The following is a 12,294-nucleotide window of genomic DNA, read 5'->3' as shown; positions in this document are numbered from 1 at the left end:
GACGGCCAGGGGGGCATGACCTCCCGTTTCAACCTTTCCCGCTGGGCCATCACCCATCGCGCGCTGACCCTGTTCGCCGTCCTCCTGCTGGCGGCGGCGGGGGCCTATTCCTACGTCAACCTCGGCCGCGCCGAGGATCCCTCCTTCACCATCAAGGTCATGGTGGTTCAGGCCGCATGGCCGGGCGCCACCGCCTCGCAGATGCAGGCGCAGGTGGCCGACCCCATCGAGAAGAAGCTGCAGTCTCTGCCCCACCTCGACCGGGTGGAGAGCTACTCGCGCCCTGGCGTCTCCTTCGTGCAGGTCATCCTGCGCGACAACACCCCTGCCAGGGAGGTGAAGGAGCTCTGGTACCAGGTGCGCAAGAAGGTTTCCGACATGCGCGGCGACCTTCCGGCGGGCGTCGTCGGCCCCGGCTTCGACGACGAGTATGGCGACGTCTATTCCGCCCTCTACATGCTGAGCGGCCAGGGTGTTTCCCCCGCCGAGCTGAAGCGGCAGGCGGAGATCATCCGCCAGCGTCTGCGCCGCGTGCCCAATGTGGAGAAGGTGGATCTCATCGGCGAGCGCCCGGAGAAGATCTACATCGAGTTCTCCCACGCCAAGCTCGCCACCCTGGGGGTGACCCCCCAGCAGATCTTCGACAGCGTGGCGCGGCAGAATGCGGTGGTGGCCGGCGGCGCGGTGGACACCCGTTCCGATCGCATCAACCTGCGCCTCACCGGCGCTTTCACGGGCCCCGAGGCCATCGCCGAGGTGCCCGTGGCGGTGAACGGCGCGCTGGTTCGCCTCGGCGACATCGCCACGGTGAAGCGCGGCTACGAGGACCCGCCCTCCTTCCTGGTGCGCCAGCACGGGCGGCCGGCGCTGGGCATCGGCGTGTCCATGCAGCAGGGCACCAACATCATCACCCTCGGCAAGGACCTCAAGGCGGCCATGGACGAGGCCGTCGCCGAGCTGCCCGTGGGCATCGACGTGACGCAGGTGGCGGACCAGCCGCACATCGTCTCCGGCTCGGTGGGCGAGTTCCTCAAGACCTTCGTGGAAGCCCTCGTCATCGTGCTGGTGGTGAGCTTCCTCTCGCTCGGCTTCCGCACCGGCATCGTGGTGGCGCTCTCCGTGCCGCTGGTGCTCGCCATCGTCTTCCTGGTGATGTTCGCGTCCGGCATGGACCTCCACCGCATCACGCTGGGCGCGCTCATCATCGCCCTGGGCCTGCTGGTGGACGACGCCATCATCGCCATCGAGATGATGGTGGTGAAGATGGAGGAGGGCTGGGATCGCATGCGCGCGGCCACCTTCGCCTGGACCTCCACCGCCTTTCCCATGCTCACCGGCACGCTGGTGACGGCCGCCGGCTTCGTGCCGGTGGGCTTCGCCAAGTCCTCTTCCGGCGAGTATGCGGGCGGCATCTTCTGGGTGGTGGGCATCGCGCTGATCGCCTCGTGGTTCGTGGCGGTGATCTTCACGCCCTATCTCGGCACGGTGCTGCTGCCGGACATGAAGAAGGGCCATGCCCACGAGATGCACGACGGGCGGCTCTACCGCATCCTGCGACGGGTGCTGGAGGCCTGCCTGCGCCATCGCTTCATGGTGATCGGCACCACGGTCGCCCTGTTCGCCGGCGCCATCGTCGCCTTCGGCTTCGTGCAGCAGCAGTTCTTCCCCACCTCCACCCGGCCCGAGCTGTTCCTGGAGATGCGCCTGCCCGAGGGTACCTCCATCACCGCCACCGAGGCCACCGCGAAGAAGGCCGAGGCGCTCATCGGCGACGACAAGGACGTGGACACCGCCACCACTTACGTGGGTCGCGGCGCGCCGCGCTTCTGGCTCGGCCTCAACCCGGTGCTGCCCAACCCGAACTTCGCGCAGATCGTCATCGTGGCGAAGGACGTGGAGGCCCGCGAGCGGCTGAAGGCGCGGCTGGACGCCGCCCTCGCCGAGGGGGCGCTGTCCGAGGCGCGGGTGCGCGTCGACCGCTTCGTGTTCGGCCCGCCGGTGGGCTTCCCGGTGCAGTTCCGCGTGGTGGGCCCGGACCCGCTCATGGTCCGTGACATCGCCGAGAAGGTCCGCGTGGTGATGGCCGCCGACAAGGACGTCATCGACCCGCACCTCAATTGGGGCGAGCAGGTGAAGTCCATCACCCTCTCCGTGGACCAGGACCGCGCCCGCGCCATCGGCACCACGCCGCGCGATCTTGCCGAGACGCTCCAGACCCTGCTCTCCGGCTATACGGTGACCCAGCACCGGGAGGGCACCCTGCTCATCGACGTGGTGGCCCGCGCCGTGCCCGAGGAGCGGCTCGACCTGGAGCATCTGGCGGCCCTCACCGTCACCACCCGCAACGGCCTTGCCGTTCCCCTCGGCCAGGTGGCGCGCATCGCCTATGCCCATGAGGAGCCCATCCTCTGGCGGCGCGACCGCGACCTGGTGCTCACCGTGCGCGGCGACGTGAAGGATGGCGTGCAGCCCCCGGACGTGACCACCCGCCTGCTGCCGAAGCTCGCGGGCCTCAAGGCGGAGCTGCCCGTCGGCTACCGCATCGAGACCGGTGGCTCCATCGAGGAGAGCGCCAAGGCCAATGCCTCGCTGGCGGCGGTGTTCCCGTTGATGATCATCGTGATGCTCACGCTGCTGATGATCCAGCTGCAGAGCTTCTCGCGCCTCGCGCTGGTGATCGCCACCGCGCCGCTGGGCCTCATCGGGGCGGCGGCGGCGCTGCTCATCGCCCACAAGCCGTTCGGCTTCGTGGCGCTGCTCGGCCTCATCGCGCTGGCCGGCATGATCATGCGCAACACGGTGATCCTGGTGGACCAGATCGACCACGACATCCGCGACGGGCAGACGCCCCACCGCGCCATCGTGGAGGCGACGCTGCGCCGGGCACGGCCCGTCGTGCTCACCGCGCTGGCGGCGGTGCTGGGCATGATCCCGCTGGCGGAGAGCGTGTTCTGGGGCCCCATGGCCGTCACCATCATGGGCGGCCTTCTGGTTGCCACGGTCCTCACGCTTCTTGTGGTGCCGGCGCTCTACGCCGCCTGGTTCCGCGTGAAGGTGACGCAGGAGCAGAATGCGCCGGCCGCGGTGCCGCAGCCGGCAGAATAAGGCGAAGGCCGCGAGTGTATCTCGCGGCCTTCGCTCAGGCCCGCGCGCTCATCGAGCGTGACCGGGTGGCCCTCGGTCCAGGACCGGGGCCGGTGGAACAGGCCGTCGAGGCCTGACGACGCCCCGTCCCCCGGGGCAGCCCTTCCCGCCCGACCATGGCTAACGCCCCCGGCTGCGGCCGGGCGGGAGGGCAGTTTCCGGGCGGGACGCGGGGCGCCTCAGGCCTTCTCGCGCAGCGTCAGGCCGAACAGCAGCGTGCCGACGCCGTTGACGATAAGGTCCACGCCCAGGAACAGGCCGAGGATATAGACCGAGTTCACCGGCCAGCGGGCGATGATGATGAAGCCCAGCAGCAGGGTGACGAGGCCGGACACCACGATCCAGCCCCAGCCCTTGCCGGGGCGGGCGCCGATTCCGGCCGTCACGCGGAAGATGCCCTCCACCGCCAGCGCCACGCCGATCATGAGCGTGAGAACGCCGGCGCCGAGCAGCGGGTTGGAGAACATGAGGCCGCCGGCCACCACATAGAGCAGGCCCGCCAGCAACCAGTAGAAGAAGCGGCCCCAGCCCTGCACCCGGAAGGCGTGGATGACCTGGACCACGCCGCCCGCCGCCATCAGCAGCCCGACGTAGAACACCGTGGCGACGGTGGAGGCGAGCACATGGGCGAGGGCGACGAAGCCCAGCACGATGAAGGCGATGCCGACGACGACGAACCAGCCCCAGTTGGCACGGATGGCGTGGAGCTTGTCGGTGACGGCGGAAGCCGGCGTTTGCGCGGTGGCGGGCGTGGACATGATTCCGTCTCCGGAGCGAAACTAGCAGTGTCTCGCGCGTTGCGTTGCACCCAATTCGCCCTCCGTTACCTAAACAGGAGGGACACATGCAACCTAGAGCGTTTTCGTCGCCCTTGCGCGAAGAAAACGTGTCACGCCAGGACCCGGCCAGGACCCGGTCGGTGCCGCGTCATTCCGTGGCGGGGACTTGATGGAGAAGAGGGCGCGTCGAGATGGTGTCGGGGATCGCGGGGGCCGGCCACAGGATGGCCCGGGTGCTGGTGGGGGCGGTGCGCTTCCACCCGAGACTGTTCGTCGCTTTGGTGCTGGGGGCCGCGGTCTTCCTCGCCGGCTTTCCGAGTCCGCAGCGGCTGCGCTTTCTGATCGCCTTCGACACGGCGGCGGCGGCGTGGATCCTGATGGCGGTGCCGCTGGTGATGCGCTGCACCTGTGCCGAGGTGCGCGAGCGGGCGAAGCGGGATGACGAGGGGGCCTGGGTGGCGCTGGTGGTGGTATTCCTCGCCTCGGGCGCGGGGCTCGTCTCGGTGATTCTCGAGGCGGGGGGCGCCGCCGACGGCCTGGGCCGCACCGGGCATGTGCTCATGGCGGTGGGCACGCTGTTCCTGTCGTGGCTGTTCTTCCACTCCCTCTTCGCGTTTCACTATGCGCATGAATATTACGACGATGACGGCGACCAGGCGCCCATGCTCGGCTTTCCCGGCAAGGCCGAGCCGGACTATTGGGATTTCCTGTATTTCTCGTTCAATATCGGCACCGCGTCGCAGACGGCGGACATCACGGTGAACTCACCGCGGCTTCGGCGCTTCGTGCTGCTGCACCAGGTCTCGTCCTACATCTTCAACACCGCGGTCATCGCCCTCGGCGTGAACGTGGGCGCAGCGGCCATGGGCGGCAGCTGAAATCCCGCGGCGGCCGGGCGTCCCCGGCGGGACAAAAGAAAAGCGCGCCCCGCGGGGCGCGCTCTGTCCGGAACGGCTGATTCGGGGCGCGGGCGTCAGCGCTGGGCGGCCGGGCGGCCGGTGGAGCCGGTGGCGACCGGAGCAGCCACCGGGGCGCCGCCGGCCGCATTGGCCTGGGCGTTGGCGGAACTCTTCGGCAGGATGACCACCTTGGTGCCCACCTTCACGCGGTCGTAGAGGTCTTCCACGTCGTTGTTGAGCATGCGGAAGCAGCCGGAGGACACGAACTTGCCGATGGTCTGCGGCTCGTTGGTGCCGTGGATGCGGTAGATGGTGCCGCCAAGATACATGGTGCGCGCGCCGAGCGGGTTGCCCGGGCCGCCGGCCATGAAGCGCGGCAAATAGGGCTGGCGCTGGATCATCTCCGACGGCGGGCGCCAGTCGGCCCATTCCTTCTTGGCGGTCACCTTCTCGGTGCCGGCCCAGGTGAAGCCCTCGCGGCCCACGCCGATGCCGTAGCGCACGGCCTTGCCGCCGCCGAGCACGTAATAGAGGTAGGTGTTGGGGGTATCGATGACGATGGTGCCGGCCGGCTGGTTGGTCACATAGTCCACCGTCTGGCGGCGGAACCGCTCGGCCACCGGCTCGGTCGGGTCCACGTTCTCGATGCGCGGGCCGGACGGCGCCTCGGTGGTGCCGGGCACCACGGAGGCGTTGGATTCATACACGCCCGCCGGGGGCGGGCCCGCATTGATGCTGGCGTAGATGGCGTCCTGGTCGGCCGCGGCGCGGGGCGGCGGGGCGTAGGACGGCTCCGCATAGCCGCCCTGCTGGGGCTGCTGGCCATAAGCGGGCGCGGGCTGGCCATAGGCCACCTGCGGCTGGCCGTAGCCGCCCTGCGGGGCCTGACCATAACCTGCCTGGGCGGGCGCCTGGCCGTAACCGGCCTGGGCCGGCTGCTGGCCATAGGACGGCGCGCCATAGGGCGCCGGAGCGGTGCCGGGCTGCGCGGTCACGGGGGTGGGGGCGCGGCCGTAGTCCTGCTGGGCCGGCTGCGGATATCCGGCCTGAGGATAGGCCTGCTGCGGATAGCCCTGCTGGGCCGGCGCGCCATAGGGCGCCGGGGCGGCGCCGGAGGGCGGCGCGAGGTCCGTGCGCTCCACCTGGTCGCGCCGGGCGGGCGCGGGGCGGGCGTAGGGATCGGAATAGCCGGGAGGGGCCTCGCCATAGCCGCTGACGGAGCCGGGCGGAAGCGTTCCGTCGGCGTCTTCGGCCGCCGACGAAGGCAGGCCGTAGTTCGTGCCGTAGCCGCTCTGGGCGTGGGCCGGCACGGTGAGCACCGAGGCCGAGAGGGCGGCGAGCAGGAGTTTGTAGCGCAGCGTCATGATTGAGGTGTTAACCGTGAAACGTGACGAAATTGGAAACGGGGCGAGGAAAAATTCGCACGCCGCAGCGGTATCTTAATGGGTGGCGCCAGCCCCTGGGGCAGCGCTCTCCCCTTGGCGTTTATTCCCGCTGGGCGCCATGTGCAATGGCGCGGGACGCAGCGCCGGTGATCGTGATCGGCATGGCTCCCTCCCGGCCGGCCGCTGGGCGGCGAGACAAGGGAAAGGTTCGGCTTGAAACGTCTCTCGGATAGATATAAGGATATCTTTATGTCTAATCTGGCTGGACCCCGTACCCTGTCCTTTTCCTCAGTGCTGGATGGCCTGAAGGCCGCCGGCGAGGACACGCGCCTGCGCCTCGTCGCAGTGCTGGCGGAGGCCGAGCTGACCGTTTCCGACCTCACCGAGATTCTCGGCCAGTCCCAGCCGCGCATCTCCCGCCATCTCAAGCTGCTGGCGGAAGCGGGGCTGGTGGAGCGCCACCGCGAGGCGAGCTGGGTGTTCTACCGCCGGGCCTCGGAAGGGGCGGGCGGCGTCATCGCGGCGCAATTGCTCGATCTCCTGGACCGGGAAGACCCGGTGCTCGCCGACGACCGCGCCCGGCTCGATGCGGTGCGTTCCGCCCGCGCCGCCGCCTCCCTGGCCTATTTCTCCGCCCACGCCCGCCAGTGGGACGAGATCCGCAAGCTCCACGTGCCCGAGGCTGCGGTGGAGGCGGCGGTGCGCCAGGCCCTCGGCGGCGCGCCCATCCGCTCGCTGCTGGACCTCGGCACCGGCACCGGCCGCATGCTGGAGCTGTTCGCCCCGGACATCGAGCGCGGCATGGGCGTGGACCTCTCCCCCGACATGCTGGGTGTCGCCCGCACCAACCTGGAGAATGCCGGCGTCCGCAATTGCCTGCTGCGCCAGAGCGACATCTACGCCGTGCCGGCTCCGCGTGATTCGTTCGACGCGGTGATCGTTCACCAGGTGCTGCATTATCTCGATGACGGCCGCCGCGCCCTGAAGGAGGCGGCCCGCGTGCTCGCGCCCGGCGGGCGGATGCTGGTGGTGGACTTCGCCCCCCACGCCCTGGAATTCCTGCGCGAGGCGCATGCCCACCGCCACCTCGGCTTCGCCCGCGAGACGGTGGCCACATGGCTCGCCGATGCCGGGCTGGAGCTCACCTCCTTCCGCACCCTCGCGCCCGAAGGCGGGGCGGGGGACAGCCTGACCGTCTCGCTCTGGCTCGCGCGCGATCCGCGCGTGCTCATGGCCAGCTCCGACCTCGCCGACAGGGAGATTGCCTGATGATGTCGCCGACCCCCGCCCCGCTGCGCGCCAGCCGGGAGACGGATCGCAAGCCCGTGTCGGTATCGTTCGAGTTCTTCCCGCCGAAGACGGAGGAGATGGAGAAGACCCTGTGGGCCTCCATCGCCCGCCTCGCGCCGCTCTCGCCGGCGTTCGTCTCCGTCACCTACGGGGCCGGCGGCTCCACCCGCGAGCGCACCCACGCCACCGTGGAGCGCATCGCCAGGGAGACTGACCTTGCCCCCGCCGCCCACCTCACCTGCGTGGCCGCGAGCCGCGCCGAGATCGACGAGGTGGTGCGCTCCTACAAGGAGGCGGGGGTCAAGCACATCGTCGCCCTGCGCGGCGATCCGGTCAGTGGCGTCGGCACCCGCTACGAGCCGCATCCGGACGGCTACGCCTATGCCTGCGACCTCGTGGCCGGCATCAAGCGCATCGGCGATTTCGAGGTCTCCGTCTCCGCCTATCCGGAGAAGCACCCGGAAAGCGCGAGCCTCGATGCCGACATCGACTATCTGAAGGCCAAGGTGGATGCGGGCGCCACCCGCGCCATCACCCAGTTCTTCTTCGAGAATGACGTTTATTTCCGCTACCTCGACAAGGTGCGGGCCAAGGGCATCGACATTCCCATCGTGCCCGGCATCCTGCCCGTCACCAACTTCAAGCAGGCGTCGAACTTCGCCACCCGCACCGGGGCAAGCGTGCCGGCTTGGCTGCTGAAGCGCTTCGAGGGGCTGGACGACGATCCGGAGACCCGCAAGCTCATCGCCGCGGCGGTGGCCGCCGAGCAGGTGACGGACCTCGTTGATCGGGGCGTCACGGATATCCATTTCTATACGCTGAACCGCGCCGACCTCGTCTACGCCATCTGCCACCTGCTCGGCCTGCGCCCCCATGCGGGCGCGACGGTGCCGCAGGCGGTGGCGGTCTGAGGCCGCGACACCTTTTCCCGCCGGCGCCCCGCGCGCCGGCTCTCCTTCACCGAGGCGGACATGCCCGCCGCCCCGAGCCCGAGACAGCACAGATGAGCGCCACCCCGACCCGCGCCGCCGAAACCCTCGCCGCCCTGCAGAAGGCCGCGTCCGAGCGCATCCTGGTGCTCGACGGCGCCATGGGCACCATGATCCAGCAGCTGAAGCTGGACGAGGCCGGCTACCGCGGGGCGCGCTTCGCCGACTGGCCGCGGGACGTGAAGGGCAACAACGACCTCTTGAGCCTCACCCAGCCGGACGCGGTGCGGGCCATCCATCTCCAGTATTTCCGCGCCGGCGCGGACATGGTGGAGACCAACACCTTCTCCGGCACCTCCATCGCCCAGGCCGACTACGGCATGGAGGCGATCGTCTACGAGCTGAACCTCGAGAGCGCCCGCCTCGCCCGCGAGGCCGCCGACATGGCGGAGAAGGAGGACGGGCGCCCGCGCTTCGTCGCCGGCGCCTTCGGCCCCACCAACCGCACCGCCTCCATCTCGCCGGACGTGAACGACCCCGGCTTCCGGGCGGTGACCTTCGACGACCTGGCGGCCGCCTATCACGAGCAGGCGCGCGGGCTGGTCGACGGCGGGGCGGACATCCTGCTGGTCGAGACCATCTTCGACACGCTGAACGCCAAGGCGGCCATCTTCGCCATCGAGCAGCTGTTCGCCGAGCGCGGCATCCGCCTGCCGGTGATGATCTCGGGCACCATCACCGACCTCTCCGGCCGCACCCTCTCCGGCCAGACGCCCGCCGCCTTCTGGTATTCGCTGCGCCACGCGCAGCCCTTCTCCATCGGCCTCAACTGCGCGCTGGGCGCCCGCGAGATGCGCGCCCACATCGCCGAGATCGGCCGGGTGGCGGACACCCTCGTCTGCGCCTATCCCAACGCCGGCCTGCCCAACGAGTTCGGCATGTATGACGAGAGCCCGGAGGCCATGGCGGCCCTCGTGGGCGAGTTCGCCTCCTCGGGCCTCGTGAACATCGTGGGCGGCTGCTGCGGCACCACGCCCGCGCACATCGCCGCCATCGCGCAGGCGGTGAAGGGCAAGGCGCCGCGGCCGGTGCCGGAGCTCGCGCCGCGCCTGCGCCTCTCCGGCCTGGAGCCGTTCGAGCTGACGCCCGAGATTCCCTTCGTGAACGTGGGCGAGCGCACCAACGTCACCGGCTCGGCCCGCTTCAGGAAGCTCATCACCACCGGCGACTTCCCCGCCGCGCTCGCAGTGGCCCGCGACCAGGTGGAGAACGGCGCGCAGGTCATCGACATCAACATGGACGAAGGCCTCCTCGACAGCGAGGCGGCCATGGTCACCTTCCTCAACCTGGTCGCCGCTGAGCCGGACATCGCCAAGGTGCCGGTGATGGTGGACAGCTCCAAGTGGGAGATCCTGGAGCAGGGGCTGAAGCGCCTGCAGGGCAAGGGCATCGTCAACTCCATCTCCATGAAGGAGGGGGAGGAGGCCTTCCGCGAGAAGGCGCGGCTGGTGCGCAGCTACGGCGCCGCCGTGGTGGTGATGGCGTTCGACGAGGAGGGCCAGGCCGACACCTTCGAGCGCAAGACGGGGATCTGCGCCCGCGCCTACCGCATCCTGACGCAGGAGGTGGGCTTCCCGCCGGAAGACATCATCTTCGATCCCAACATCTTCGCGGTGGCCACCGGCATCGAGGAGCATTCCGGCTATGGCGTCGCCTTCGTCGAGGCGACGCGCTGGATCCGCCGGAACCTGCCGCACGCCCACGTCTCGGGCGGCGTCTCCAACCTCTCCTTCTCGTTCCGCGGCAACGAGCCGGTGCGCGAGGCCATGCACGCGGTGTTCCTCTATCACGCCATCCAGGCGGGCATGGACATGGGCATCGTCAATGCCGGCCAGCTCGCCGTCTATGACGAGATCGAGCCCGCCTTGCGCGAGGCCTGCGAGGACGTGGTGCTGAACCGCCGCGCGGACGCCACCGAGCGCCTGCTGGCGCTGGCCGAGGGCTTCAAGGGCGCGGCCGGCAAGGAGAAGAAGGAGGCCGACCTCGCCTGGCGCTCCTGGCCGGTGGAGAAGCGGCTGGAGCACGCTCTGGTCAACGGCATCACCGACTTCGTGGAGGCCGACACCGAGGAGGCGCGCCAGTCGGTGGCCCGTCCGCTGCACGTCATCGAGGGCCCGCTGATGGCCGGCATGAACGTGGTGGGCGACCTGTTCGGCGCCGGCAAGATGTTCCTGCCCCAGGTGGTGAAGTCCGCCCGCGTGATGAAGCAGGCGGTGGCCTATCTCATGCCCTTCATGGAGACGGAGAAGGAGGAGCAGGGCCTCACCGCGGCTTCCGCCGCCGGCAAGATCCTGATGGCGACCGTGAAGGGCGACGTGCACGATATCGGCAAGAACATCGTGGGCGTCGTGCTCCAGTGCAACAATTACGAGGTCATCGACCTCGGCGTGATGGTGCCCACGGCGAAGATCCTCCAGATCGCCAAGGAGGAGAAGGTGGACGTGATCGGCCTCTCCGGCCTCATCACCCCCTCCCTCGACGAGATGGTGAACGTGGCGGCCGAGATGGAGCGCGAAGGCTTCTCCGTGCCCCTCCTCATCGGCGGCGCCACCACCTCGCGCGTCCACACCGCGGTGAAGATCGCCCCGCGCTACGACCGCGGGCAGGCGGTCTATGTCACCGATGCGAGCCGCGCCGTGGGCGTGGTCTCCAGCCTGCTCAACGCGGAAACGCGCGGCGCCTATGTGGCGGACATCCGCGCCGAATACGTGAAGCTGGCGGAGGCCCATGCCCGGGCGGACGCCAACAAGCAGCGTCTCGCCCTCGCCAAGGCCCGCGAGAACGCCCTCAAGCTCGATTTCGCCGGCCATGCGCCGGAGAAGCCGTCCTTCCTCGGCACCCATGTGATCGAGGACCACGACCTCGCCGATCTCCTTCCCTTCATCGACTGGACGCCCTTCTTCCAGTCCTGGGAGCTGACGGGCCGCTACCCGGCGATCCTCGAAGACCCGGTGGTGGGCGAGCCGGCCCGCGCGCTCTTCAAGGATGCGCAGGCCATGCTGGAGAAGATGGTCGCGGAGAAGTGGGTCACGGCCCGCGCCGTGGTGGGCTTCTGGCCGGCCAATGCGGTGGGCGACGACATCGTCCTGTTCCGCGACGATACCCGGAAGGTGCCCCTCGCGACCCTGCACACGCTGCGCCAGCAGCTGGCGCGGCGGGAAGGCCGCTTCAACCTCGCGCTCGCCGATTTCGTCGCGCCGCTGGAAACGGGCGTGCCGGACTATGTGGGCGGCTTCGCGGTGACCGCCGGCATTGGCGAGGAGGAGCGGGTGGCGGCCTTCAAGACGGCCAACGACGACTATTCCGCCATCCTGCTGAAGGCCTTGTGCGACCGCCTCGCGGAGGCCTTCGCCGAGCGCATGCACCATATGGTGCGCACCAGGTTCTGGGGTTACGCGGCCGAGGAGGCGCTCTCCAACGACGACCTCATCGCCGAGCGCTACCGCGGCATCCGCCCCGCGCCCGGATATCCGGCCCAGCCCGACCACACCGAGAAGGCGACGCTCTTCTCCCTGCTCGACGCCACGGAGAAGGCGGGCATCCATCTCACCGAGAGCTTCGCCATGTGGCCGGGGGCGGCGGTGTCGGGCCTCTATTTCGCCCATCCGGAGAGCGCCTATTTCGGCGTCGGCCGCATCGAGCGCGACCAGGTGGAGGACTATGCGAGGCGCAAGGGCTGGAGCGTGGAGGAAGCCGAGAAGTGGCTCGCGCCCATCCTGAACTACGACCCGGCGCGGGTGGCTGCGGCGGAGTAGGGGCAGCCCACGGGCGGCAGGGAGAGAGGCCGGCCCTGACAGGGGCGGCGGGA

General features: G+C 69.6%; 7 protein-coding genes. 5 read left to right on the top strand and 2 right to left on the bottom strand.

Annotated elements, in window-relative coordinates:
* The first annotated feature begins 15 nt into the window (after positions 1 to 15).
* A complete protein-coding gene (locus V5F59_RS19905) occupies positions 16 to 3,105 on the top strand; it encodes an efflux RND transporter permease subunit (protein ID WP_393977086.1) in 3,090 nt (1,029 codons plus the stop codon).
* 218 nt (positions 3,106 to 3,323) lie between these two features.
* Here the strand turns inward: V5F59_RS19905 and V5F59_RS19900 are convergent, their stop codons facing one another.
* On the bottom strand, positions 3,324 to 3,902 hold the full coding sequence (locus V5F59_RS19900; protein ID WP_393976904.1) for an HdeD family acid-resistance protein: 579 nt from the start codon (positions 3,900 to 3,902) through the stop codon (positions 3,324 to 3,326).
* Between the two features lie 212 nt (positions 3,903 to 4,114).
* Between V5F59_RS19900 and V5F59_RS19895 the strand changes: the two genes are divergently transcribed.
* The gene (locus tag V5F59_RS19895; RefSeq protein WP_393976902.1) at positions 4,115 to 4,801 is read left to right on the top strand and encodes a DUF1345 domain-containing protein; all 687 of its coding nucleotides are present in this window, start codon (positions 4,115 to 4,117) and stop codon (positions 4,799 to 4,801) included.
* Positions 4,802 to 4,896: 95 nt separating this feature from the next.
* Here V5F59_RS19895 and V5F59_RS19890 read toward each other — a convergent pair whose 3' ends face one another.
* Entirely contained in the window at positions 4,897 to 6,186 is a 1,290-nt protein-coding gene (locus tag V5F59_RS19890; RefSeq protein ID WP_393976900.1) for a L,D-transpeptidase family protein, read from the bottom strand.
* A 270-nt stretch (positions 6,187 to 6,456) separates the two neighbouring features.
* Here V5F59_RS19890 and V5F59_RS19885 point away from each other — a divergent pair, with 270 nt between their 5' ends.
* The 3 genes from V5F59_RS19885 (at position 6,457) to metH (ending at position 12,241) form a co-directional block, all read left to right on the top strand.
* On the top strand, positions 6,457 to 7,476 hold the full coding sequence (locus V5F59_RS19885; protein WP_393976898.1) for an ArsR/SmtB family transcription factor: 1,020 nt from the start codon (positions 6,457 to 6,459) through the stop codon (positions 7,474 to 7,476).
* A complete protein-coding gene (gene metF / locus V5F59_RS19880; RefSeq protein WP_393976896.1) occupies positions 7,476 to 8,408 on the top strand; it encodes a methylenetetrahydrofolate reductase [NAD(P)H] in 933 nt (310 codons plus the stop codon). The genes V5F59_RS19885 and metF overlap by 1 nt, the downstream gene beginning before the upstream one ends.
* Before the next feature lie 92 nt (positions 8,409 to 8,500).
* Positions 8,501 to 12,241, top strand: a complete 3,741-nt coding sequence (metH, locus tag V5F59_RS19875; RefSeq protein WP_393976894.1) for a methionine synthase — start codon at positions 8,501 to 8,503, stop codon at positions 12,239 to 12,241.
* The last annotated feature ends 53 nt before the right edge of the window (positions 12,242 to 12,294 follow it).

The organism is Xanthobacter nonsaccharivorans (assembly GCF_043194755.2).
GTDB classification, from domain to species: Bacteria; Pseudomonadota; Alphaproteobacteria; order Rhizobiales; family Xanthobacteraceae; genus Xanthobacter; species Xanthobacter autotrophicus_G.
This window is presented reverse-complemented; position numbering and strand designations above follow the sequence as displayed.

Excerpts from the sequence above, each read along its gene's own strand:
- V5F59_RS19890 (WP_393976900.1), bottom strand. The coding sequence starts at position 6,186 with ATGACGCTGCGCTACAAACTCCTGCTCGCCGCCCTCTCGGCCTCGGTG.
- V5F59_RS19905 (WP_393977086.1), top strand. The coding sequence starts at position 16 with ATGACCTCCCGTTTCAACCTTTCCCGCTGGGCCATCACCCATCGCGCG.
- V5F59_RS19900 (WP_393976904.1), bottom strand. The coding sequence starts at position 3,902 with ATGTCCACGCCCGCCACCGCGCAAACGCCGGCTTCCGCCGTCACCGAC.
- metH (WP_393976894.1), top strand. The coding sequence starts at position 8,501 with ATGAGCGCCACCCCGACCCGCGCCGCCGAAACCCTCGCCGCCCTGCAG.
- V5F59_RS19895 (WP_393976902.1), top strand. The coding sequence starts at position 4,115 with ATGGTGTCGGGGATCGCGGGGGCCGGCCACAGGATGGCCCGGGTGCTG.
- V5F59_RS19885 (WP_393976898.1), top strand. The coding sequence starts at position 6,457 with ATGTCTAATCTGGCTGGACCCCGTACCCTGTCCTTTTCCTCAGTGCTG.
- metF (WP_393976896.1), top strand. The coding sequence starts at position 7,476 with ATGATGTCGCCGACCCCCGCCCCGCTGCGCGCCAGCCGGGAGACGGAT.